The organism is Nostoc sp. KVJ3, from assembly GCF_026127265.1.
Lineage (GTDB): Bacteria > Cyanobacteriota > Cyanobacteriia > Cyanobacteriales > Nostocaceae > Nostoc.
Window position 1 is genome coordinate 3113346 of sequence record NZ_WWFG01000002.1, and the last position, 26278, is coordinate 3139623.

The following is a 26278-nucleotide window of genomic DNA, read 5'->3' on the forward strand; positions in this document are numbered from 1 at the left end:
AATAGTTCCTACTCCTTACTCCCTACTCCTTCAGTTTCCGTTAACTTGTGGCAAGATTGAAATCAGATCGCATCGCATTTAACTAGGCAAACGAGATGCTGGGAAACACACTTGTAGGAAGATACCAAATTACTAGTAACTTGGGAGGTGGTGGTTTTGGTGAAACTTTTGTGGCTTATGATACTCAATTACCCGGTTCACCTCAATGTGTCGTTAAGAAACTCAAACTCCAAGCAAACGATCCGGTAACTTTAGAGACAGCTAGGCGTTTATTTGATACAGAAGCACAAGTTCTATATAAATTAGGAACTCACGATCGCATTCCCCAACTTTTAGCTTACTTTGAGGAAAATGCCGAATTCTATCTCGTACAGGAATTGATCGAAGGCCACGACTTGAGTCAAGAATTAATCCCAGGTAAAACCCTCAGTCAAGAGCAAGTAATTTCACTTTTAGAAGAACTTTTGACCATTTTAGAATTTGTCCATCAACAGAATGTAATTCACCGTGATGTCAATCCTCGAAATATTCTCAGACGTAACTCTGATGGCAAGTTAATCTTAATTGATTTTGGTGCAGTTAAACAAATTACTACCCAAGTGATTACTCCCGAAGGTTCAATTAAAGGTACTGTTGCTATCGGTACGCCTGGGTATATTCCTGGAGAACAAGCTCATGGTACGCCAAAATTAAGCAGTGATATCTATGCTGTGGGAATAATTGCTATTCAAGCTATCACTGGATTATCCCCAGAGGAAATAATCAAAGATGCTGATACTAATGAAATTATCTGGCACAATCAAGCTACGGTAACGCCAGAATTCGCTCAATTCTTAGATAAAATGGTGTGCTACGACTTTCGACAACGCTATTCTTCAGCAACGGTAGCATTACAAGCACTGAAAGAGTTAACAAAACCACCTGCCGAAACAATAGCCTTAACTCCTCATTATCCACCAAAGAATATAATCAAATCTCAACCAAAAAAAGGTATTTTAGTTAAAATTTTTATGGCAATATTTTTAACTGGTGTCGGTGGAATAGCATCAATCTTTATTTGGAATCACATTAATTCAAATAACGCTATAGAATTATCCAAGCAAGGAAATACACTTTTTGATTTGCAACGCTATCAAGACGCATTAGAAGTATATGAAAAAGCCGTTGATATTAGACCAGATTATGCTCAAGGATGGAATGGTCAAGGTAAAACACTCGATAAATTAAAACAATATAAAGAAGCATTAGCTGCCTATGATAAAGCGATTCAAATTCAGCCAGATTATTTTGAAGCTTGGAGTGGACGAGGTTTTGTATTAGCAAATCTCCAGCGATATCAAGAAGCGATCGCTTCTTTTGATAAAGCCTTACAATTAAATAATCAAAATTCGGAAGTCTGGAATGCTAAGGGTGAAGCTTTAAGTAATTTAAACCAATATGACGATGCCATTAAATCTTATGAAAAAGCGATTGAACTCAAACCAGATAATTACGAAGCTTGGTACAAAAAAGGATTAGCTTTTCAGAATTCTAATCGATATGAAGAAGCGATCGCAGCCTATCAAAAAGTCGTTGATTTAAAACCAGACTATGAGCAAGCTTGGTATAATTTGGGAAATGCACAAGTCAATGTGCGACACTATCAAGATGCATTTACAGCTTATGATAAAGCGGTGCAATACAAATCAAACTATTATCAAGCCTGGTTTTCGAGAGGTAATGTACTGCTCAATTTACAACGCTATCCAGAAGCAATTGAATCTTTTAATCAAGTAATTAGATACAATCCTAGTAACTATCAAGCATGGTATAATCTTGGATGGTCGCTGCATCAAAGCCAACGCTATGAAGAAGCAATAAAAGCTTATAATAAAGCCGCAACACTTAAGCAAAGAGATTATCAACTATGGTATAATCTGGGAAATTCACAATATATCTTGCAAAAATACGAAGATGCGATCGCATCTTACAATAGGGCAGTTCGTTATAAACCAGACCATTCGGAAAGCTGGTATAGCAGAGGCAACGCTCTACTAAATTTGAAACGGTATCAGGATGCGATCGCATCTTACGATCGGGCTATAAAATACAAGCCTAATTACCAACAAGCAATAGACGCGCGCAATCAAGCCCAAGCCCAACTGCAATCCCAGAAACCCAAGCCGATAATTGTGCCAATTATTCCAGTTCCCAATCCCACCAATCCACCACAGGGGACACAATAATACAGCACGGCGGAAATCCAGCTATAGGATTAGTATTTAATTTTGAAATAATTCTACCTCACATCAATAACTAACTTTAACTACTTTCATTATTTTTTCAATTGTTCTAAACAAACAGCAACCCACATCATAATTCTGTTACATCTTTGTTAAGAATAGTTACAAACCTCTTAACACAAGGAAATATTTCTTATGGTAGTTTCACTTGAGAAAAATGCACCACATCAGGTAGTCGTAATTGGTGGTGGCTTTGGTGGACTGTATACAGCAAAGGCTCTGAAGACAGCCAATGTAAATGTAACTCTCATTGATAAACGTAATTTCCACCTATTTCAGCCGCTTTTATATCAAGTTGCTACAGGTACGCTATCACCTGCTGATATTTCCGCACCATTACGATCTGTATTCAGCAAAAGCAAGAATACAAAAGTCTTGTTGGGAGAAGTGAATGATATCGATCCAAAAGCGCAACAAGTTATTTTAGGTGATGAAGTAGTACCTTACGATACATTAATTGTTGCCACAGGTGCTAATCATTCCTATTTTGGTAAAGATACCTGGAAAGAATTTGCTCCTGGCTTGAAAACTGTTGAAGATGCGATAGAAATGCGTCGTCGGATATTTTCGGCATTTGAAGCGGCAGAAAAACAAACTGATCCAGAAAAACGCCGTGCTTTGTTGACTTTTGTGATTGTGGGGGGTGGCCCGACCGGTGTAGAATTAGCAGGTGCGATCGCAGAATTGGCATATCAAACTCTCACAGAAGATTTCCGCAGCATCGACACCTCAGAAGCGAAAATTTTACTATTGCAAGGTGGCGATCGCATCCTCCCACACATTTCGCCAGAGTTATCGCAAGTAGCAGCAGAATCTTTGCAGAAGTTGGGTGTGGTTATTCACACTCAAACCAGAGTCACAAATATTGAAAATAACATCGTTACTTTCAAGCAAGGCGATGAATTGACCGAAATTACCTCAAAAACCATATTGTGGGCAGCAGGTGTTCAAGGTTCGCCTATGGGGAAAGTCTTAGCAGAACGTACAGGTGTAGAATGCGATCGCGCCGGACGGGTGATTGTAGAACCGGACTTGACTATCAAGGGTTATAAAAACATTTTTGTAGTGGGAGATTTAGGCAACTTCTCTCACCAAAATGGTAAACCTTTACCTGGTGTTGCACCTGTAGCTAAACAACAAGGAGAGTATGTAGCTAAACTCATTAAACGAAGGTTGCAAGGTCAGACTTTGCCACAATTTCGTTATAATGACGTGGGCACTTTGGCGATGATTGGCCAAAATTTAGCTGTTGTAGATTTAGGCTTAATCAAACTCAAAGGTTTCATTGCTTGGGCTTTTTGGTTAGTAATTCACATCTACTTCTTAATCGAGTTTGATACTAAAATAGTAGTAGCAATTCAATGGGCGTGGAATTATATCACTCGGAATCGTCGCTCTAGATTGATTACAGGTCGAGAAGCTTTTGGAGAAACAAAAACTGTTAACAATAGGGTGCAACAACCTTCTGTTACACCTCTGTAATCCCAACTACAGACTATAAATCTTTCTGGGGAATCTCTTCGTGAAACTCTATCATCAATTGCATGGTTTCCACAGCTAAATCGCGTAAGTCCCGATTTAGAAATACAACACCTTGAGAACCAAACCAACGGTCAAAAATCGCAACATATTTGGGGTTATTGTTAACAAACCCTTGCATAAACTTAACAAGAGAATAGTTCACTGAGTTGAGAAATTTAGAGTTATTCTCAGGAACCATGCAAGCAATTCCTTCTCGTGAATAGGGACGAGGAGGTGCGATCGCAAAACTAGCTTGATTTTTTCCTCTTTGTAACCATCCTTCTAAAAGAATACTATCAGATGCAAAAGCGTCAATTTTACCCTCTTGCAAAGCAGTAAACCCTTCTAGTCTAGTCTTAAAATATACAAGCTTGGCTTGGGGTTGTGTCTGCTTGATGGCTTGTTCGTTGGTAGTTCCAGCCAGCACACCCACACGCTTATTAATCAGAGATTCCGGGGAACCTAAATTGCTATCCTTCTTAATTAAGATTTGAGTCCCTGTTACACCATAGCTGATGGAAAAATCAACCTTTTTATTTCGCTCCCAGGTAAAGCTACTAGCATCACAGATAATATCAACTTGTCGGTTAATTATCTTAGGAATTCTTTCGGCTGGGGTAAGTCCAACTAATTTAAGTTGAATTTTTTTGCCTAATTCTTTCTCTAACTGCTTTTGGATCAAAGTCAGCATATCCACAGAATAACCAATCAATTTTCCTTGACTGTCAGAGTATGCAAAGGGTAAAGCATCTCGACTTGTACCAGCCGTTAATACTCCGGTTCGTACTACTTTTTGCATCACAGTCTCCGCCCCTGCAACACCAGACATAAATGCTGGTAATATCAAACCAAAGATCGCAGGTGCAAAATTTTTATATATCTGCGACTTAGTAAAAGCAGGTAAACGCAAGAGATTTATTTTAGTATTAATAAACATATTCAAATATTTAGGCATCCACAGGATCAAAGTAAAAAAATTATCTCTGTCAATTGCCAAATAAGCAATTATAGAAATGATTCTTCACATTGTGGAACATCTTTAAAAAGGATAGAGGCTTTGAAGAGCCGTGATGAAATTTTTATATTCACTTTCTAGCTGATTAATCAGCCCATAAATTTGATCTATTTGCTCTAATGGTTGATTTATGGCAGCCTTCTCTAAGGTTTCACAGATATCTCCCAGCTTAACAGCACCAATGCTAAGACTGGGCGATCGCAAAGCATGAGCCGCTTTTTGCAACTTTGAGCGGTCTTTAAGAGTAATAGCTTCTTTAATTGTCTGTATTCTCATGGGAGCATCTTTTAAGTAAATTTGAATTAGTTCAGCGACTAGATGCTTACCATCACTTTCTCCCATGTTTTCTAGTTCTTGCAGAAAACGTTGGTCAATTGTCTTTTCTAAACAGGGATCTGAAGATATAGAAAGTAATGCAGACTCAGGTAAATCTATCAAATCAGCAGACTCTGAATCTTGACATTGCTGAATCTCAAAATTTTTCAGAACCGCTTCCATCGCCTCAATGCGAATCGGCTTACTAATATAATCATCCATCCCGACCCTTAAGCACTCCTGACGATCTTCTAGGCGGGCATGGGCAGTCATGGCAGTTATCCAAGGTTGAGCATGAGGAGAGAATTCTTGACGAATGCGAATAGTTGTTTCCCAGCCATCCATTTCCGGCATTTGGATGTCCATAAACACAATATCGTAGCGTTGCCGTTGCAAAGCTTCCAGAGCTTCCCGCCCATTATTAGCCACATCTGCCCGAAAACCCAACCGTTGCAGCATCTTGAGAGCAATTTTTTGGTTTACCAACACATCCTCAACTAAGAGAATCTTCAGTGGCAAACTTTGGGGAGGCTGGACATCAATTTTTGGGAGATTTGGTGTAGGCAAGCGGGAGTAAGAAGGAATGGTAATTTGAGAATCGCGCTTGCTAGACCAACTACCACGCCAGATTTGCAAAAGCGTATTGTATAACTGGTAATGTCGCACAGGCTTATGCAAAAAGGCTGTAAATTCAGAGGCTATCTGCTTTACCTCTAAAGTTTGCTTGCCTTTAAAAGTCAACATCACCAAAGGTAAATTATGCTGTCTGGGTATAGCCCGAATTTGAGCCGTCAGATTGCAGATATTCAGGTGGGGGCTATCGATATCCAATATAATTAGGTCAAAGGGATCTTCTTGGATTAAGCACGTGACGGCAGCCCTTAATTCTACAGATTGGACATCTACTCCCCAACTCTGAAGTTTCCCGGTTAAGCATTTCCTCAAATTGATGTTATCTGCTGCTAGTAGTAATCTCTTGCCAACAAACTCTGGATAAATACTCAAAGAATTATCAATGGTAGCAGAATCTACTTGCAGCATTAGTGTGAAATAGAAAGTAGAACCTTTAAAAGTTTCACTTTCTACCCACATTCTCCCCCCCATAATTTCGCTTAGGCGCTTGCTGATAGCTAATCCCAAGCCAGTACCGCCATAACGTCGAGTCATAGAGGCATCGACCTGACTAAAGGGCTTAAACAATCTATCTACGCGATCGCTAGGTATACCAATACCTGTATCGCTCACTGCAAAGAGAAATTCGTAGTATAAACGATCGCCAGTTGCGGGATTTGGTTTGAGAACTTGCTGCTGCATAGCGATCGCGATCGCAACTTCTCCCACATTCGTGAACTTGACGGCATTGCTGACTAAATTCCAGAGAATTTGGCGTAGGCGGGTAATATCACCAACGATCAGATTTGGTGTCTGCGACTGCAATTCATACATTAGCTCGATGCCTTTCAAAGCTGCTTGCGGAGCGAGCAAATCCAGAGCTTCTTCCACACAAACTTGCAAGTCAAAGGGTTGTTCTTCCAACTCTAAATTGCCCGACTCAATCTTAGAAAAGTCGAGAATATCATTGATAATAGTCAATAATGCATCGCCACTATTACGGATAGTCTCTACATAGTCGAGTTGCTCAGGTTTAAGGGGAGTATCCAAAAGTAATCCAGTCATACCAATGACCGCATTCATCGGTGTCCGAATTTCATGGCTCATCGTGGCCAGGAAATTACTCTTGGACATATTGGCAGCCTCGGCTGCTTGCTTGGCAAGGTTAAGCTCTTCATTTTGCTGGGCGAGCAAATTGGCTTGATGGGTTTCCTTCGCTAGCAATTGTGCTTGGGTAAGGGCAATACCCATTTGATCTGCTAGGTGTTTGAGCAGATCCATTTCTAATTCAGTCCATTGCCTGGGGCGATTGTGCTGATGGAGAATTAATAATCCCCACAAATCTTTCCGTACCAAAATTGGTACGATCAGATTGGATTTTATCTGACACTGCTCGATTTGGCAGGATTTCAATCCTGTGAATCCTAAATCTGAAATGGCGGTAATCTGTCCGTCACGATACAAATCCAGGTATCTATCCTGAAGACAAGCATCACAAATATCCTTGTTTAAAATCACTGACCATTCTGGGACTACTGCTTCTTGAACAACTTCACCAGAACCATCAGGTTTAATTTGAAAAATTAGAACGCGATCGGCTTGTAAAATCCGCTGAACTTCCGTTACTGTTGTCTGGAGGATTTTTTCTAGTTGCAAGGACTGACGAATTTCTTCAGTAATTTGCTTGAGAAGAAGAGCGCGTTGGTACTGCTCCTGTAAAGCTTCTTCTGCCTTTTTGCGTTCGGTAATATCCAAATGAGTTCCCACTATTCTCAAGAATTTTCCTTGGGAATCACGGTTTACCAACTTACCCCGATCCAAAATCCACTTCCATTTTCCTGATTTCGTGAGAAAGCGGGCTTGCACCTCATAGAAAGGTGTCTTACCTTTGAGGTGAGCTATCAGCCGTTGTTGCACCAACCGTCGGTCTTCGGGATGGAGCAACTTATTAATAACTTTAATATCTTTGTCCAGTTCCTCTGGGTCATAACCCAGCATTGTGTACCAGCGTGGGCTACGATAAACTTCTCCAGTTGCTAAATTCCAATCCCAAAGCCCTTCGTCTACTGCATCCAGCGCCAATTTTAACTGTTCTTCACTTGATCTCAGAGCATTTTCCGATTGTTTTCGGAGGGTAATATCACGATATTTCCACAAATGACCGTAGAATTTCTGATCGACCACAATCGCTACATAGTCTTGTTCAAAGATTCGTCCATCTTGGAGTTGCCATTCTTGATTGAGAATTATTTGTCCTTGGCTCAGGATCTCATCTAAGCGCTGGATAAATCTTTCTGGCTCAACAAAAAGTTGTTTACTCATTTGGGATGCTTGCCAACAATCCAGTCCTTTTAAAGCTTCTGGAGCAAGTTGAATACCAAATAGATTGCAGAACTCTTGATTTGCCACAACAACATGTCGGTTCTCGTCTTCTAGCAAAATACCAACCTGTAAACTTTCAATCAGCTTTGTCAGTCGAGAAGCCGTAGTTCTTAATTCAACCCTTTGTTCTGTGAGTTTCGCAGTTAGTTTTTTGGCATCTGCAAGAGCGGAATTCTTAGCTTGTAAGAGAAATAAATAATCTGCAACTGAGTCATATAGAGGAAAATCAGCAATGCTTAGTTCTAGCTTGTTTAGAGCGGTAATATCAGTAATCCAAGGAGAGCCAAGAAATACCAAATGATTGCCACCCTCCACATATACCATCTGTCCCTTTAGCTGCATTTCTTTGTGATGAGATTTCAGAAGAAACAGCGATCGCGTTTGTTGGCAAATGGATTCAAAGCTAACTGGACAATTGGGGCGATTGATGCAAAAATGTTCCTCTAGGGAATTATTGAGGATTGTAATAGGTTCTAAAATGCGTTGAAGTACCTCACCCACCTGGACAATCTTCATCTCTCTATCTATGACCAGATGAAAGGGAAACAATGCTGCAAATTGGTCAGCACTAAGATTGAATTGCCTTAACCCTAGAGCATTATTATTTATCATCACACTGGGAATCTTTATATTTAATAGAGAATATATCGTGAGGATCTCCCTGTTCGCGAAAACCAGTTTGGATAACATCCATCTTTGTGTGAAAGCGTTTTCCCAATCCCTGGAGTAAACCAATCACCATTGGAGATAATCCTTGCCGAGTAGATTGATAGTGGAGATTCATAGATTTATCGCTGTTGTGTTCACACTCAAAAGATGGGGGACGAAGTTCCGAAAAAATCAAACCCACTCGAGCATGAAGGTTGTCAAGATTCTCTATGAACTGAGGTAATGAGTTTCCAGCGCTGGCTAAAAGCTCTCCATAGCCTTCTTCGGCAGTATAGGTAAGCCAGTATTCTCCAAAGGCTGTCAGAATTTCGTGTGCAGGTATATTTAATACCTCACAAGCGGCTTCAACTAAACAATAGGTAACATCGTCAGGATAACCATCTATACCAATAAAAAAGTCAATATCCTCAAGTGCAGCCTTTTGTTTAATAGTTTCCCAAGTATCGTCACCGTGGTATTTGCAAATCATGTCTTGAATTGCTTTGTTGACTAGACCATACATTCTTTTAGCTCCTTTGTATCGAGAAAACAGCTAGTTACTTATAACTACTTTTGATAGTAAAAGTACTTTTTATCAGATAAAAATTGAATATAGCCTATAATAATTAATTTCTGAAAATTTATCACTTTTGCTCCTAATATTTTGTCTATTTTCAAATATCTAGTACCAAATAAATTATTTAAAGAGTTGTTAAGTTTTTTCTATCAATTCAATTTTTTGAGCCAAGAACTTAGGTTTACGCTTTTCAACAATCTTGGTGATGTGCGTTATTATGCAATAGGGTTCAGTTAATGGTTATTGGTGTAAATAATCAGTCTTTGAAGACGCGATAAATCGCGTCTCTACATCAGGGTTTGGGGCTGATCTGAACCGGATTGCGTTATTATGTCCATTTAAAAGACTACTCAGGATAGCAATTAAACAAGTATATTCTGTCACTTTTATTTTTGCCACTTTATACTTGTATTGAAATTTTTAAAATTTAGCGTATAACTTTAGTATGCTTCTACGACTGGTCAAACCCTAAAAAATAGTGCTTTACTTAAATTAACAAACTATGCCGTAATTTTACGTTGATATCATGTCCACTTAAAGACTTATCATGAAGATTGCAGGGGGAAATAGGGTTTTCCGATTTTTGCACAGATGTGGCAAAGCAGGGTAGCCCAGTGTTGAGGACATTCATGATTGGCTACACAAAAATAGTATGAATCAAAAAACCCTAAATCGTCTAAGTTTTTGGGTCATTTACTTTTTTTGGAAGTCCCTAATGCGATAATTTCTTCAAAGCAGAAGCAGTCTACAAGATTGGTTAGCGCCTTGATAAGATGAGCGTGCTGTTCAGGAATTTGCTTAATCAACATGAGAACTTCTTTAGCATTTATTCGCAGCGCTGCCTGATGCAGTTGCTCGATCCAATCGCTGGGCATTACGCTTAAATCTGCAACCGTTAATAAATCGGGTGTGAATGATGAAGCGTTAGAAGGCCAAGATGCTTTTTCCTGATTTTCCAGTTCATCAGCATAAATATAGCGAACACCCAAATATTCAGCCATCTTTTCAAAAATTACGGTTGTCCGAAATGGCTTACGCACAAAGTCATCAAAGCCTACAGACATTGCTGTTAAGCGGTCTTCTTCAAATGCACTTCCGGTCAAGGCGATAATCACCGGGGCTTGAGCGATCGCTGCTTTAATCTGTTTGGTTGCCTCAAATCCGTTCATAATTGGCATCCGCAGATCCATCCAGATCAGGTGAGGCGACCAACTTTGCCAAAGGTCGATGGCAGCTTGACCATTTACTGCCTCCCGCACCTCAAAGCCAATGGGGGTCAACAACTCAACCAGAAGCCGCCGATTTTCTAGTTTATCCTCAACAATCAGAATGCGATAACTGGGTTGTCCCTTTTCTAAACCGATAATTTGCCGAATTGGTGCAGACATGGGCAAGGTATCCATAATTACTGTCCGAGTTCGGATATCAAAGGTAAAAATTGAGCCTTTTCCTAGCGTACTATTTACCCTGATATCTCCACCCATAAGCTGCACAAATCGCTGGCTGATGGGTAATCCCAGTCCAGTGCCTTCTTGAGCTTTTTGTCCCGCCTCTGTTTGGACAAATGGCTCAAATAGGCGATTAAAATCAGAGTTAGCAATGCCGCAACCCGTATCTTCGACGCTGAAGTTGAGGGTGATAGGTTCATTTGGTGTAATGTTTTGGTTAGGAGTTTCTACCCTCAAGGTTACTTGACCAATCTGCGTAAACTTAATGGCGTTTCCTAATAGATTAACCAGAACTTGGCGTAATTTACTTTCATCGGCACAGATGTATTGGGGAATCGCTGGCGATCGCTCCAAAATGAGTTGTAATCCTCTTGAGCGGGCTTTCAATGCAAACATCTGTTGCAGTCGATCCAGAAGGCCGTAGAGGTCAAAATTTGTTTCACTGAGAATAACTCGACCTGCTTCAATTTTGGACATTTCCAACACATCATTGATTAAGGTCAGTAAGTCTTCGCCACTGCGGTTAATCGTATCAAGATATTCTTGCTGCTGTGAGTCGAGCGATCGATTTCGCAGCAGCAGTTGGGTAAAACCAAGGATGATGTTCAGCGGAGTCCGCAGTTCATGGCTCATGTTGGAGAGAAACTGGCTTTTGGCGAGGTTGGCAGCATCTGCGGTTTCTTTGGCTTGTTTGAGGGCGGCTTCGGTTTTTTTCAGCTTGGTGATATCACGAGCAACCCAAAGTACTGTATTGTCGGATAATGGCGAAACGCTGGCTAAAAACCAAGTTTCTCGATTTTTATTCAACAAGTGGTATTCAACAAAAACATTCTTGCGACTTCCGTCAGGATTTCTGGGTTCTTCTTTGAGATGCAAAGCTTGCTGAATAGCATCGACTATTAAATTGGCGATTTCTTTTGGTAAAACTTCATCAACTTTTTTGCCAATGCGATCTATATCAGGTTTATAAGCGAAGGATTGGGTTAGCACATACTTGGTTTGCACATACTTTTGGTAACGACCCTCGGCATCAAAAACTACTACCATATCAGTCATAGCAGCGAACATTAACCGGAGTTCTGCTTCGGATGTTTTGAGCGCTGCTTCGACATTTTTGCGACCCCTTTGGGCAGCTTCGCTAACGCGAATTTCCCTCTGAAGTTGGGCATTTTTCTCTCCAAGTTCTCTGGTGCGTTGCGTAACTCGGCTTTCTAATTCCTCGTTGGTTCGTGCTAGGGCTAAAAAGGATTCGCGCAACTGATGGGCCATAAGGTTAAAAGACTCTGCCAAAGAGTTTAGCTCGGTCGTACTGTTCACAGAAACCTTTTGATCTAAGTTTCCTCCGGCGATCGCTCTTGCTGTACTTCCCAATCGCAGAATTGGCTGTGTAATCCAGCCAGCTGTTAGAAAGCCCAATCCAGTTGCCAAGGCAAAGGCACATACACAAAGCACAATTGTGGAACGAGTATTGGCATTGATTTGATCCATAAAATCCCGTTCTGGAACAACCACGACGATTAGCCAGTCCAACCCCTGCTTGTTTTTCATTGGGACAATCTGTAAAAATTGCCGTTGCCCCTCAATGTCAAAATCTAGTTGTTGTTTTTCAGTAATCTGGGTTAATTTTCCAAAGTGTTGCTGCAAATATTCCGCAGTGCGTCGCGTCAAAATATCACTACTGGCGATCGCCTGAACTCGAACCGGATTCTGATCTGTAATTGGGACTGTCGGATTTTCAATTACGTATGGTTGTTGAGCGGCAGAACTACCAACCAGTAACCCTGTTTGGCATTCTAAGATGAAAGTTTCGCCCGTTCGCCCAATTTTGAGACTCCGCAGATATTGACTAATCCCAGTCAGGGAAAAATCCACAGCAGCAACGCCTAGCAGATTTTCCTGGCGATCGTAAATGGGTAAGCTGGCATTCAGCACATATTTGGGTGTGGCAAACAGTTTATAAATTCCCCCCCAGTTGGCTGTTTTAGACTTAACTGCCGATTGATACCAAGGACGAGTCCGCGGATCGTAATTCGGCTTGACTCTTAAAAGTTTAGTGTAATGTCCTGGTTGATCTGCGGCATAAATCCGAATTTCATTCCCAGTAGACTTACCTGAAAGTTTCACCTGAAACTGTCCATCATCCGCCCTTTGAACTGCAACGTGTTCACCATATTCTGACGCAAGGTAAACTGCTGTCACCGTGTCAAAGGTCTTCAATTGATACCAAAGGTGTTGTTCTAATGTTGATAGTTTTTGAATATCAACTTCACCCAGTTGGATGGCATTAGCATTTAGTTGATTTATTTTATGAGGCGTTTCAACATATATTTGCAGATACTGCTGAATTCGAGCCGTGATTTCATTTCGGAGTTGGATTGCAACTTCATTGACTGCCCGTTGCCCATTGTGTATTGATAACCACCCGGTTAGTCCTACAGCTAGGGAAATTTGCAGCACGAACGGCACTACAAGAATGTGGCGCAACTGTACATTTTTAGTCAGTTTTGAAACTTGAAGGGTAAAAGAATGCATATCCGAATTCCTGAAATTCAACAGCAATTTTGTGGTAACAATATTTACACAGAAGCCTCTTTATTTTGGATGAATTCTATTTGCATAATTATAGAAGATGAACCGTCTCAGATGATATTACCCTCTTGGGTAATATTAAGAAAGGATACACAACCCAATTATGTGAGAGTTTAAATTTATCGAAACAGAATATATGCCTCAGTCGTCAGAATTAAGCAATAACTGTAAAAGGTCTTACGTATCCAATTCATTTTTAATTACTATTAAGAAAAATAATTTCAGTAGGTAGACGGATACAAGCATTTTATTTGATTTGTGAAAATTCGCGGGGTTCAGATCCCCGACTTCTTCGAGAAGTCGGGGATCTGATTTTTAACGTATGATTGAGAACTGCTCTCTAAAAACAATGATATAAATGTAAGTTAATCAGTACCTTTGAAATAATAAATATCATCAAAGATTTGTTACACGGATGGAATTTAGTATGACTGTTAAACCATAATTTCTGTACAATACAGATTCAGTAGCTTGATAATTAACGACTCTCTTAGCCCTTCAAGAAGCATGGAATTAAGCCAATCAACCAAGGGAGATATTCTCATAGTTGATGACACTCTGGATAATCTTCGTCTCTTATCAGCAATGCTTACCGAGCAAGGATACGAAGTTAGGAGTGTTACTAATGGTGCGATGGCGTTGATTGGCATACAAGCTCAACCTCCAGATTTGATTCTGCTGGATATTACGATGCCCGGAATGAACGGCTATGAAGTGTGTCAGCACCTGAAATCTAATCCTCAAACACAAGAGATTCCCGTCATTTTTATTAGTGCTTTGAATGAGGTATTTGATAAAGTGAAAGCCTTTTCGGTTGGAGGCGTTGATTTTATTAACAAACCTTTTCAGATTGCAGAGGTGGTTGCTCGAATAGAGCATCAACTGAAACTTTGCCGCTTACAACTGCAACTCCAGGAGCAAAATCGCCGCTTGCAAGAGACAGAAGCAGAACTAAGGCGATCGCTCGATCATCAAAAAGCGCTAAATCAACGCATCGAGGAAATGGTGGCGCTAGAAGAACGCAATCGGATTGCGCGTGACATTCATGACTCTCTAGGACATTCCCTCGTAGCGCTAAATGTGCAAATGGAAACAGCACTAACCCTTTGGGAAAAGGATCCCAATCGGGCGCGATCGTTTTTATTAGAAGCGAAAAAATTGGGTTCTGAAGCCTTGCAAGAGGTGCGGGAATCAGTTTCGGCAATTCGCTCCGATCCACTCCACGGACAATTACTCGAAAATGCGATCGCTAACCTTGCAGAAGAATTCTATCACCTCACCGATGTCTTACCATACTGCAAAATTGATTTATCACAACCGCTTTCCGATTCAGTAAATCATGTTGTATATCGGATTATCCAAGAAGGGCTAACCAATATTTATAAACACGCCAATGCCACAGCTGTTCAAATTAGAATTCAAACAACGGCGGCGGGGCTATCGTTGATCCTCCAAGATAATGGTAAAGGCTTTCAATCGGATCAATCTGTAGCAGGATACGGACTTCAGGGAATGCGAGAACGAACAGCTACAGTAAATGCCCAGCTAGAAGTTGTCAGTAAACCTGGCGCTGGTTGTCGGATTGTTGCTAACTTTCCCAGAGATGAGGGAGGGGGGTAGGGGAGGCAGGGGGCAGGGGGCAGGGGGCAGGGGGAGAAGAATTAATAACCAGTCCCAATGCCCAATGCCCAATAGACATCGTAAAGAATAAATGTCTAGACGTTACAACATGTAACGTTTCTGCAAGGGTTTCAGGTAATGCATCATTAATTTTTGAAGATATGTATGCGATCGTTCATCAAACGTTCATCAAAATCAGAAAGAGATAGTTACCATGAAAAATGATAAATCCTCTCCTATTCGCCTGTTAATCGTTGACGATCAGAGCCTCATTCGTCAGGGACTGAAAGCAATGCTAGAACAGGAACCTGATTTGCAGGTGGTAGGTGATGCTGAAAATGGTAAAGTTGCTCTAGAGCTTGTTGCAGAACTCCAGCCCGATGTAGTGCTAATGGATATTCGGATGCCCGAAATGGATGGACGAACTGCAACAAAAATGATTACAGAAAACTTTCCTAATATTAAAGTTCTCGTCTTGAGTACATTTGATGATGATTCTTATCTAACAGGGGCGATGCGTGCAGGTGCAAAAGGATATTTGCTTAAAGATATGCCTTCAAGTGAACTCGCAGATGCAATTCGCTTTGGGCATTCTGGCTATACTCAATTTGGCCCGGGGTTATTTGATAAATTATTAGTTACGCAAGCAACTTCAACTAGCCAAAATTCCACTTCATCAAAGCCATCGGAAATTACTGCACGAGAACAAGAGGTTTTATGTTTGATCGGTGTTGGCGCAACGAACCGCGAAATTGCCCAACAACTTTTTATTACAGAAGGAACGGTAAAAACTCATGTGACGAGTATTTTAAGCCGCCTCAATCTCAAAAACCGATCGCAACTGGCAATCTATGCAAATTCTGTTCTCAATCAAGAAAAGAAACTAGCCGGGAAGCTGCCAGAATAAAAAGTAGATGACATAAAGCTTTCTCCTTCATTTGTCCTTTAGACATCTCCAAAAAATAAATGATCCAATTTCTGAACTTCACTACGACTTTCCCTCCCCCCTGCTCCCTGCTCCCTGCTCCCCTGCCCCCTGCTCCCTGCCCCCCTGCTCCCTGCCCCCTGCCCCCTGCCCCCTGCCCCCTGCTCCCCTGCCCTTAAAGCTTCTGTCGCGCCATCAGTTGGGCAAACAATCCTGGTTGATTGGCTAGTTGATTAAAACTGCCTTCTTGGACTATGCGACCATTCTCGAACACATAGATGCGATCGGCATTGCGAATGGTACTCAGACGGTGAGCGATCGCAATGCGTGTTACCTTCAAACGCTCTAAACTTTGACTGACGATCGCTTGGGTGCGGTTATCTAGGGCACTGGTAGCTTCATCAAATAACAAGATTTTAGGTTTTAATACTAGCGATCGGGCAATCAATAATCGCTGCCGTTGCCCTCCAGAGATATTAGTTCCACCTTCACTAATTACCGTGTGCATTCCCATTGGCATCGATTCGACATCCTCAGCAAAGCCAGCCATCCGCGCGGCTTCCCACGCTTCATCCATCGTAATCATCGCGCCACTGGCGATATTTTCAAAGATGGAAGCAGATGTCAAGCGGCTATTTTGCATCACAACCCCTAATTGCCGACGCACTGCATGAATATCCAGCCCAGCTAAATCTTGTCCGTCGTAGTAAATCGTGCCAGATTCCGGGACATCAAACCCCAGTAATAACCGGAACAGCGTTGACTTTCCACTCCCCGAAGCTCCAACAAAAGCGATAAATTCGCCGGGTTCAGCATGAATGCTAACATCATCCAATGTCAAAGGCCCGTCATCTCGATACCGGAAAATTACATGATCCACAACCACTCGCCCAGAAAGCCGTCCTGGATCGGTTTTTTCAGAGTCAACTTCCGGTTTAGATTCCAGAATCGGCTGCGCTCGTTCCCACAAAGGCACTACTTGTAAAACATCTATAATTGTGCTGCTGAGACTGGTAGCTCCACCGATAAATGTGCCAAATGCGGCGTTAAATGCTAAAAATACACCTGTAGATAAACTACCTTCTTGGGAATTAGCTTGCTGAAGTAAACTGCTGGCAAACCAGAAGAGAATTGCTGTAGTCAATACAGGCAAGATTTTATTAATTACAGCTAGAGCATCTTCAATACCTTGGGTACTCAGCATCCATTTAATTTGCTGACTATACTGTTTTCCCCAAAAAGCAAAGGCGCGGGCTTCTGCGCCGGCGACTCGCAATTTGCTAACGCCGTTGATTAACTGTACCATCACCCCTGAGAGTTGTCCTTGTAACTCTAGTAAGGGACGAACCTTGCGTAGAGTATAAATTCCCGAAACCAGAGTAATAGTAATGTTGACAAAAGCAACCAGAGTAGCAATTAATGCTAGCGAACCGTTGTAGTAAAAAAGCAGTCCTAAATTCAGAAACGCAAACAAACTGGTGAAAATACTTCTCAGAACAGTGCTACTGAGCTTTTGGCGGATTTGGCTAATGGCGCTTACTCGTGAATTCAAGTCTCCAGTTGAGTACTGGCGGAAGAATGATGCTTTTAGATTCAATAACCGATCCCAGACTGCTGCTTGGGTGGAAGCATCAGCAAAGGTTTCCACCCGCATGATTGCAAAGCCTTGAGCAAGTTGAAACAAAGTGCTACCAAATGCAGTTGCTAGCAGCGCTAAAGCTATTTGCACTAATAAACCGCGATTGGCATCAGGAATCGCACTGTCAATCAAGATGGCGGTAGCTTGGGGGACGATCATCCCTAATAAAGTTGTCGCCATACCCGTAGCCAAGACAATCAACAATTCCTTGTAATGTCCTTGGAGAGCAAATTTCAGTAAATCGAGGGTGGTGAGGAGTTTATCAGGTAATGGGCGATAGAAAGTATACCCAGTGAGCGCCAGTTTAATCGCACTTTTAGCATTAACCGGAGTGCGCGATCGCCCAATTGGATCAAAAATCTCATAGCGCGTATCAGATACAGGTAACAGCGCCACCGGATAGTTATCTTCTAGCGTGTAAGCCAGCATCGCACCGCAATCCTTTTTCCACCATTGGCCCTGTAAAGCGATCGTCCGGGTTCGCAAACGAGAAGCCCGAGCGATCGCTTGTAGCGGATCTTGAACTCGTTTCAGGTCTTCAGACTTTGCTGGTGGTCGAATCGTTACACCCAAAGTCCGCCCCACAGCACCCGCAGCGATCAGCAAGGCTTGGTCAAAATCATTGGCTTCAACTTGAGCAGAAGCGGTAATTTGCGGAGATTGCAGCAACGAGGCTAACTCGCCCAGCGTCTCCTTCATGACGCGATCGTTGAGGTGTTGCCGTTCTTGAAATCGGTTTAATTCTACCGCTTTTTCCTCCTGTTCCAGAAGAAAAAGGCTCTGAAGAAAGTAGACTTGAATTTGGAAAATCCCCCTCAACAGAGTATTAGCATCCTCAATCTCAGACGTAGTTAGGATTTCTAGCTCAGTTGTATCTTCAGCTTGAAACCACATATCTGCGCTCAACGGCAACAATCCTGATTGAGGCATAACTAACAGTTGCTCAAACCCCATCCAAACCGCGTAACCACGCTGAATTTGTACCCAGGATACCAGTTCTCGCTGTGGTTGGAAAATCTGACCACTGCTGAGTGAGAAGTAGCGAACCCCTTCTTCTTGAAACGGCAGTGCAGGTGGAGTAATAGAAGACAGCGCCAATCCTAGTTGCTCAATCCATCCCTCGATTAAAGTTACTGCTTCGCCATTGCGATCGGCAATAAATTCCCGAAAATCTTTCCTTGAAACTTTCATAAGTTCCGTTTCTTCAATCGACACCGCCAGCAGTTGATACGGTATCGGCTGAGAATCACTAATGATGCCAAACATTGCCTGTCTAGTTCGGGTGGTAAATAAATAGCGGCGACTTCCCTCAGCAATCCCCTCTTTCACCGGAATCGCAAACACCGCCAAGGAACCCGATTTTACGATCCAAATCGTCTTCGGATCATTGAGAATAATTGGCTCATTGCCTTTGAAGTGATAGTACTCTCCCGGTAGGGTGGCGCTCCGAATTTGATCTAACATATATATTCCTGCTCCATAAAATTAATCCAAAGGCTTGGCGGTTCAATAAATAAATTAATTGTGGATAAAAATTTTGCTAACCTCTTGACTCTGTGTTCTCTGCGCCTCTGTGGTTAAATAAAAGACTTTTTAACCGCAGAGACGCAGAGAAGCCAGTGCGTTGGGCGGGTTCCCCGACTTGTTCGTGCAGCGTCTCCCCTTGGGAGAAGCAACTGGCGCGACGCGGAGAGAAAAAAGAGATTTTATAGGTATATTTCACTTCTCTTGGAGTGCTTCCCCTTCACTGCGAATTAATTGCAAATACTTGCCTTCAACCTGCTGTAATTCCTCATGGCTACCCCGTTGCACCACCTTGCCGCGATCGAAGACAATAATTTCGTCACAATCCCGAATTGTGCTTAACCGATGCGCCACAATTACACAAGTACAGCCGCGCTCCCGAAGTTTCTGATCGATCGTTTTTTCTGCCTCAGCATCGAGCGCACTGGTGGCTTCATCCATCACCAAAATTGCCGGATTGTTTACTAAAGTGCGGGCAATTTCTAATCGTTGTCGCTGTCCACCGCTCAAATTAGATGCCCCTTCTGCGAGGTCAGCGTTGTAACCTCCAGGCATGGAAAGTACTACATCCTGAATGGCGGCATCTTTACAAGCGCGAACCAAGTTACTAAAAGGAACAGTCGAATCCCAAAGGGTGAGATTGTCGCGCACACTACCTGCAAATAGCGAGATATCTTGCTCAACTAAGGCAATTGAATTAGTGAGAATCGATCGCGGAATGTGTTTTCTCGGTTGACCATCAAATAGAATCTCTCCCGCCCACTGTTCGTATAATCCACACACCAACTTGGCAACGGTTGACTTACCCGAACCACTGCCACCCACTAAAGCAACTCGTTGTCCGGGTTTCAGCGAAAGACTGAGATTTTCAATCAAGGGAGGTGCAGAGCGGTTATAGCCAAAGGTGATGTTACGGAGTTCAACATAACCCTGAAGTCGAACGTTGGCGGCAGGTAGTTGAGTTAGCGATCCACTTATGTCTTGCTCTACAGCCGGGTCGATGGGATTGCGTAACACGTCATCCAACCGACCCAAATTGCCTTCCATTTCCTGGAGTTCACCCGCTAAACTCACCAGATTATTTACAGGCTCTAGAAATCTCTGCATCAAGGCTTGAAAGGCAATGAGCATCCCAATACTGAGTACGCCATCCATTACCCGTAGCCCTCCCACTGCTAGCAAAAGCATGGATGTAATGGAGGTGAGAAATGAGGGCAACACACCCAGGTTTTGATTAGTTGTATCCATTTCTTGGCGAGCATTAATGGCTTTAGCGTAATAACCTGCCCACCGCGAAAAGAATTCTGACTCTAGCCCGGATGCTTTCAGCGTTTCCATACTTTGCAGTCCAGAAATCGCTACACCGCTGACTTTGCCTTGTTCTTGCATTAATCGCAAGTTGGCATCAACGCGCTGCCGTGAAACCCATCGCCAGACGCTGACATTCACGATTACAAAAGAAATGCCGATCGCAGTCAAAACGACATCATATTGCAGCATCACTAAAGCATAAAAGATAACGGTGAAGCCGGAAATAACTGTCGTCGCTAATCTTCCTGAAAGTAGATTCGCCAAGCTATCATTGAGGCGGACACGGCTGCTAATTTCTCCGGCAAATCGCTGATCGTAAAAACTCACTGGTAGCCGCAAAATATGCCACAAAAATCGGCTAGACATCCCCACAGCCAGCTTAATTTTCATGCGTCGCAGAAATTGCAACTGAAGCAATGTGAGAAAACCATTCAATATTGCTGTGAAAATCATTCCTAAAATTAATGGCCGCAACCAATCACTTCTGCCTTCAATCAAGACATTATCCACAAAGGCTTGGGAGAACGCAGGGATGGCTAATCCGGGAATCACTAAGAGCAAGCCGGCAATGATACAATAAATCAGCGCTCCCAGAGAACTCTGCAATCGATCCCATAAGGATAATGTCAGGCTTGGTTTCTGTCCTCCTGGCTGGAATTCTGCACCTGGTTCACCAACTAACACTACCCCAGTAAAAGACTGATCGAATTCTGGGAGCGAAACTGTGCGCGGCCCGGTGGCAGGATCGTTAAGATAAACTTTGTCTTTGGCAAATCCTTCAACTATCAGAAAATGGTTAAAATTCCAAAAGACAATATAAGGACATTGCAGTTTGCGTAACCCAGCCAAATCGACCTTAAAGCCTTTCGCCTGTAATCCGTAGCTGCGAGCCGCATTGAGAATATTAGATGCTTTACTACCATCCCGTGAAACACCACAAGCTTGACGGAGTTCTGCAAGAGGGACAATGCGATCGTAATACCCTAAAATAATCCCCAGTGCGGCTGCACCGCATTCCACTGCCTCCATTTGTAAGAGGGTGGGAGTCCGACGACGGCGATCGGGACGGCTGATGAGCCGTTGAATTTTTTTGAATCGAAGCCCAATTTTTGATTGAATTTGCCGCATAATCAATACATTCCACTCCACGATCGCAGAATCGGAAACACAAAGGAAATCGGAGATTGTTCATCCACTTTCACGCGCACTGAGGTAGTAGTTCCAGATGTAATTTGACCGTCTGGCCCTTTAGATGACGACCACCGGAAATGGGTTTTAGTCGAGGGATCTGGCTCAAGTTCTGCGAAAACTTGAATTTGTGCCCCTTCTGTGGTTAACCCTTGCAAAACTTCCAAACCGCCAACAACACTTGATGCGCTCTCCTTACTAACCGGAAACGCCGAAATACTTGTGACTTTCCCGATAATGCCACCAAAGCGTTCTCGTTTAACGGTAGAAGGAGTTACTTGCAACTCCATCCCCTTTTGAATCTTTTTGCCTTCGCTGACCGGAAAGAATGCCACCCCAACTAACTTATTCGCGGAGTCTCTAGCTTCGATTGTGCCAATGCGAGCGCCCTTTTCGAGAGTTTGTCCAGGAACAGCAGAAAGTTCTAAAACCCGTCCATTGAAATTGCTAATAACTTGGCTGTTGGCTTTGATTTCTAATTTTAATTCTGCGATCGCTCGCTGCGTGTCTTGAATTTCTTTTTTCCGATTAGTAGAAATAGCTAAATCTTGTTCTGCTTGCCCAGCAAATTTACTATCTAATACTGCTAACTGAGCTTGTAATTCTTTAGTTGAATTTATATTTGCTAAAAATTCTCGTTCTGCATCAGCTTCTTTAACATTAAGTTGTTTGAGTTGCGATTCGATTTCATTGATTTTGGTTTTACTATTGAGAAATTCTTGTTGCGCCTGAAGGACAGTATCACTTGAAACCGCTCCTTCTTGGCGTAACTGCTGGCGAATTTGAAATCGCTCTTTGAACGTAGGTATCAAATCTCGCGTTGTCTGTAATTGTTCCTCTAAATTGTGACGCTCTTGCTGAATCGACTCTAGACCTTTGCTTCTGAGAATTGGCGTTAGGGATTGGGTTGTTTTGAGAGTTTGCAGAAGCGCTTGATGTTGTTGCGCGATCGCACCTTTATCTAAAACCGTGCGCTGAAGTTGTAGAGAATTGGCATTTTGGTCTTGTTCTTGAAGTTGAGCCAGCTTAACCCGTGCAAGTTTTAACTTGTCTTGAAGTTCCGTTTGGTCGATTGTCGCTAGCACCTGTCCTTTCTTCACCTCATCGCCTGTACGAACAAAGAGCATGAGAATCTGCCCAGAACTAGGAGACTGAAATCCAACGACTTTGCTAGGAAAAACCACTACGCCTTGTCCGGCTATGGTAATGGGAATGCGACCAAAAACACTCCAAGTCAGTCCAACCGCAATTAGAGATCCCATTGCAACTAACGGAATCCACTTCTTTGGCTGCACCACCTGCATGAGTTGATCGAGCCGCTCCGGGGAGGATAAACGATCGAGTGCTTCTTTGCGGAATAGATTGCTTTTGTGGGTCGTCATTATACTGACTCCATTCAATTTGTAGAAATTTGTATATTAGGGCATTGGGCCTTGGGCATGGGGAATTAGGAATTGGGAATTGGGGGAGTAAAGAAGCAGGGGAAGATGAGAGAGAAGAATTAATAACCCATGCCCAATACCCTTAAATAATTCAACTACCGCGAACTTGCTTGAGCATCCAATCAAATCGAGTTCCCGCGAGTGTTACTTGAGCCAAAAACCCAGAACTCAGTTCATCCTCATAAGTCAAGCGTTCATCTAAAGATTTACCCGAGCTATAGGTGATTCTGCCGTAACCTAGACTATTGATGATTCCTTGCTGTTTATCTGCTAACAAAATCGCTAATACTCGATAAAATCGGGCAGCAAATCCCACATCGTGGAGCAATTTGGCAGAAAGTCGCCATCGGGGAATCGATAAAACGATCGCATCCTCAACTGCCCGAATGGTCATCGCAGGGGGACTGGCTTCGACGAAGGGCGTTTCACCAACTATGTCACCCCGCGATAATCTCGCAAACTCTCGTTCGATATGATCTGTCTGTTCTAAAGTTGAAAAGGCGCGGGTAAGAGGATTGCTGGTATCTTCAGCAATGGAAGCCACCATTTTGCCATCTAATAAAATATAGAGAGCATCAACGGGTCTTCCAGCCTGAAACAAGACCGTACCCGCAGGGATTTTTATCGCATTTCCTGCAACAATCATCCAACCAATATCGCTGTCATTTAATTCTGCAAATGTAAATAAGATTTCTCGAATTTGGGGCTGAAAAAGCACAGTTGTGCTTTGGCCAATTTGGCCGATCATCTGCTCTAATCGGTGAGCAAGTAAAACTGCGATCGCTCGATAAAAATGGGCAGCAAAGGTGACATCCTCTTGCAATTTTTGAATCAATTGCTGCTGAGGAATCATCAACACCAGCGACTTTCTCGCGGCTTTAACGGTAGTCGAAGACTGGTAGGATGCTAAAAACGGCATTTCTCCAACAACTTCACCATTTGCCAGCCGTGCAACCTCTCGTCCTGAGAGTTCGCCACCTTCAAGAGCCGCAAACGCCCGACCAATAGGATTATCGTCAGCCTGAGCGACAGAAACGCTTAACGCGCCATCTAGCAAAATATAGAGGGCATCAACAGGTGTTCCTTGGCGGATGAGAATCGTACCGGCAGTAATTTCTTCCCTTTGACCCGTTGCCAAGATCCAGTCAATATCGCTATTTGTTAGTTCTTTAAGTAGAACTTCTGTCATAATTTAACTTCCTTCTGTTCTGCTAACGGGGGAGAAATGGGGAGCGGCAGACTAATTCGTAATGGGCTACGCTAACCGTAATTCGTAAGTTAATTAATCTCCCCATTGCATATTGACTAGCTTGATGAATCGCTGGTATGGGTTTGAGAATTGCTGTACTTGTCATTCCAATAAGGAAGGTTTTTATCCTCGATGTATTTAGCGATTGTTTCAGATAGATTGTTATATTTATCATCTGTAGGAGAGCCAACAGGATAAGGCTCACCTATGGCAATGCCACCAGAAATATTTATGAGTTCTTGAACAGATAACTCTTGTGATTCATTTTGCGTTTCGTTTTCCATTACAATTCTTTCTCCTTTTCATTTCATGATTGAATTCATTTAATTTTGTAAGGGCAAGATCGTAAAACACGCGAGAATAATTCCAAAAAGCAGTTGAGTAAAACTCACCCAACTGCAATATTGATGTGATAAATTCTGCTCATGTAGAACCTTTAATCGCAGATATATCTCCAAACAACTCGCCAATAACTTTTAGATCCTCAGTGCTTGCATCTGTAACCAAGACTTGAAAAGCAGAAGATTCGATATTCTGCGTATCAAAATTAGTCTTACTAGAACCAGACCCTGAACCAAATTGGCTTATCTGACTAAACGAGAAGTTCGTTTGACTGAAACTAGCAAATGAAATAGCTAAATTCAGTCCTCCTGCTACCTCATCTAACTCTTCATCCGACAATTCACTGAATGCGCTATCATCATCACTTGGAGTCATTTCATCACTTGACATAAAATCTCCTTTCTATGGAGTTGTAATTAAAAGAAAGGGGGATTGTGGTAAAACTAGATATTTTGTTACTAAAGCGCCCCTTTCGTGAAGGCTAATTGAATCTAGGGCTTTTGAGCAATCTCACCCTAGATTCCCAGTGGCAAGATTAATCAACAAAGTCGTGTCTGAAGGCAATCGATTTACTCTCATCGTTAACGGCAATACCGCTTGTCCCAGCGAAACCTTTACCAGCAAAGGCGCTTGAATTAACTGCTTCAAAATTGGTTTCAACAGCAGCTAACTGGGTAACGTCGATTAAACCACCAGCAACGGTGTCGAGTTCTTCAGTTGATAGTTCTACGGGCTTAATGTTGTCAGACATGATGTTTTTCCTTAGTGTGTAATGTGTTTAGGTAATGGTGTAACTCAAGAGTCTTTAGGTAAAAGTCTTTTAGTGACTACTGAACGAAGTCGTGTCTGAAGGCAATCGATTTGGTTTCATCGTTAATGTCAATACCGCTTGTCCCAGCCAAACCTTTACCAGCAACTGCTCCAGAATTAACTGCTTCAAAATTGGTTTCAACAGCAGCTAACTGGGTAATGTCGATTAAACCACCAGCAACGGTGTCGAGTTCTTCAGCAGATAGTTCTACGGGTTTAATGTTGTCAGACATGATGTTTTTCCTTGGTGTGTAATGTGTTTAGGTAATGATGTATTAGAGGTTAATAAACGAAGTCGTGTCTGAAGGCAATCGATTTACTCTCATCGTTAATGTCAGTACCACTTGTTCCAGCCAAACCTTTACCAGCAACTGCTCCAGAATTAACTGCTTCAAAATTGGTTTCAACAGCAGCTAACTGGGTAATGTCGATTAAACCACCAGCAACGGTGTCGAGTTCTTCAGTTGATAGTTCTACGAGTTTAATGTTGTCAGACATGATGTTTTTCCTTGGTGTGTAATGTGTTTAGGTAATGGTGTAACTCAAGAGTCTTTAGGTAAAAGTCTTTCAATGACTACTGAACGAAGTCGTGTCTGAAGGCAATCGATTTGGTTTCATCGTTAATGTCAATACCGCTTGTTCCAGCCAAACCTTTACCAGCAACTGCTCCAGAATTAACTGCTTCAAAATTGGTTTCAACAGCAGCTAACTGGGTAACGTCGATTAAACCACCAGCAACGGTGTCGAGTTCTTCAGCAGATAGTTCTACGGGCTTAATGTTGTCAGACATGATGTTTTCTCCTTAATGTGTAATGTGTTTAGGTAATGATGTATTAGAG

At 42.4% G+C, this 26278-nt stretch carries 18 protein-coding genes; 4 read left to right on the top strand and 14 right to left on the bottom strand.

The window, feature by feature from the left end; genetic code table 11:
- Positions 1-95: 95 nt before the first annotated feature.
- Positions 96-2225: a tetratricopeptide repeat protein gene (locus GTQ43_RS29515; RefSeq protein WP_265276191.1), complete on the top strand. Its 2130-nt coding sequence runs from the start codon at positions 96-98 to the stop codon at positions 2223-2225.
- A gap of 192 nt (positions 2226-2417) precedes the next feature.
- Positions 2418-3764: an NAD(P)/FAD-dependent oxidoreductase gene (locus GTQ43_RS29520; RefSeq protein WP_265276192.1), complete on the top strand. Its 1347-nt coding sequence runs from the start codon at positions 2418-2420 to the stop codon at positions 3762-3764.
- A 13-nt stretch (positions 3765-3777) separates the two neighbouring features.
- Here GTQ43_RS29520 and GTQ43_RS29525 read toward each other — a convergent pair whose 3' ends face one another.
- The 4 genes from GTQ43_RS29525 to GTQ43_RS29540 form a co-directional block, all read right to left on the bottom strand.
- The gene (locus GTQ43_RS29525; RefSeq protein ID WP_265276193.1) at positions 3778-4740 is read right to left on the bottom strand and encodes an amino acid ABC transporter substrate-binding protein; all 963 of its coding nucleotides are present in this window, start codon (positions 4738-4740) and stop codon (positions 3778-3780) included.
- Positions 4741-4842: 102 nt separating this feature from the next.
- The gene (locus tag GTQ43_RS29530; RefSeq protein WP_265276577.1) at positions 4843-8739 is read right to left on the bottom strand and encodes a response regulator; all 3897 of its coding nucleotides are present in this window, start codon (positions 8737-8739) and stop codon (positions 4843-4845) included.
- Positions 8729-9298 (bottom strand): heme NO-binding domain-containing protein, encoded by a 570-nt coding sequence (locus tag GTQ43_RS29535; RefSeq protein ID WP_265276194.1) that lies wholly within the window; start codon positions 9296-9298, stop codon positions 8729-8731. Before GTQ43_RS29535 ends, GTQ43_RS29530 begins: the two co-directional genes overlap by 11 nt.
- 743 nt (positions 9299-10041) lie before the next feature.
- Positions 10042-13332: an ATP-binding protein gene (locus GTQ43_RS29540; protein WP_265276195.1), complete on the bottom strand. Its 3291-nt coding sequence runs from the start codon at positions 13330-13332 to the stop codon at positions 10042-10044.
- A 564-nt stretch (positions 13333-13896) separates the two neighbouring features.
- Here GTQ43_RS29540 and GTQ43_RS29545 point away from each other — a divergent pair.
- Positions 13897-15009 carry a response regulator gene (locus GTQ43_RS29545; protein WP_265276196.1) on the top strand — a complete coding sequence of 371 codons (1113 nt, stop codon included), beginning with the start codon at positions 13897-13899 and terminating at the stop codon, positions 15007-15009.
- 214 nt (positions 15010-15223) lie between these two features.
- A complete protein-coding gene (locus GTQ43_RS29550; RefSeq protein WP_265276197.1) occupies positions 15224-15916 on the top strand; it encodes a response regulator transcription factor in 693 nt (230 codons plus the stop codon).
- 193 nt (positions 15917-16109) lie between these two features.
- On the opposite strand, the gene GTQ43_RS29555 is transcribed toward GTQ43_RS29550, so the two are convergent.
- The 10 genes from GTQ43_RS29555 to GTQ43_RS29600 form a co-directional block, all read right to left on the bottom strand.
- Positions 16110-19037 (bottom strand): NHLP bacteriocin export ABC transporter permease/ATPase subunit, encoded by a 2928-nt coding sequence (locus GTQ43_RS29555; protein WP_265276198.1) that lies wholly within the window; start codon positions 19035-19037, stop codon positions 16110-16112.
- Positions 19038-19292: 255 nt separating this feature from the next.
- Positions 19293-21536, bottom strand: a complete 2244-nt coding sequence (locus GTQ43_RS29560; RefSeq protein ID WP_265276199.1) for an NHLP family bacteriocin export ABC transporter peptidase/permease/ATPase subunit — start codon at positions 21534-21536, stop codon at positions 19293-19295.
- A gap of 2 nt (positions 21537-21538) precedes the next feature.
- Complete coding sequence (locus tag GTQ43_RS29565; RefSeq protein WP_265276200.1) at positions 21539-22978, bottom strand: NHLP bacteriocin system secretion protein; 1440 nt, start codon at positions 22976-22978, stop codon at positions 21539-21541.
- A 151-nt stretch (positions 22979-23129) separates the two neighbouring features.
- Positions 23130-24227 carry a cyclic nucleotide-binding domain-containing protein gene (locus GTQ43_RS29570; protein ID WP_265276201.1) on the bottom strand — a complete coding sequence of 366 codons (1098 nt, stop codon included), beginning with the start codon at positions 24225-24227 and terminating at the stop codon, positions 23130-23132.
- A gap of 116 nt (positions 24228-24343) precedes the next feature.
- On the bottom strand, positions 24344-24571 hold the full coding sequence (locus tag GTQ43_RS29575; RefSeq protein WP_265276202.1) for a hypothetical protein: 228 nt from the start codon (positions 24569-24571) through the stop codon (positions 24344-24346).
- Positions 24572-24710: 139 nt separating this feature from the next.
- Positions 24711-25019 (bottom strand): CTB family bacteriocin, encoded by a 309-nt coding sequence (locus GTQ43_RS29580; RefSeq protein WP_265276203.1) that lies wholly within the window; start codon positions 25017-25019, stop codon positions 24711-24713.
- A 145-nt stretch (positions 25020-25164) separates the two neighbouring features.
- Positions 25165-25380: a CTB family bacteriocin gene (locus GTQ43_RS29585; RefSeq protein ID WP_265276204.1), complete on the bottom strand. Its 216-nt coding sequence runs from the start codon at positions 25378-25380 to the stop codon at positions 25165-25167.
- Positions 25381-25456: 76 nt separating this feature from the next.
- Positions 25457-25672 carry a CTB family bacteriocin gene (locus GTQ43_RS29590; protein WP_265276205.1) on the bottom strand — a complete coding sequence of 72 codons (216 nt, stop codon included), beginning with the start codon at positions 25670-25672 and terminating at the stop codon, positions 25457-25459.
- A gap of 49 nt (positions 25673-25721) precedes the next feature.
- Positions 25722-25937, bottom strand: coding sequence for a CTB family bacteriocin (locus tag GTQ43_RS29595; protein ID WP_265276206.1), 216 nt, complete (start codon positions 25935-25937; stop codon positions 25722-25724).
- A gap of 76 nt (positions 25938-26013) precedes the next feature.
- On the bottom strand, positions 26014-26229 hold the full coding sequence (locus GTQ43_RS29600) for a CTB family bacteriocin (RefSeq protein ID WP_265276207.1): 216 nt from the start codon (positions 26227-26229) through the stop codon (positions 26014-26016).
- Positions 26230-26278 lie beyond the last annotated feature (49 nt).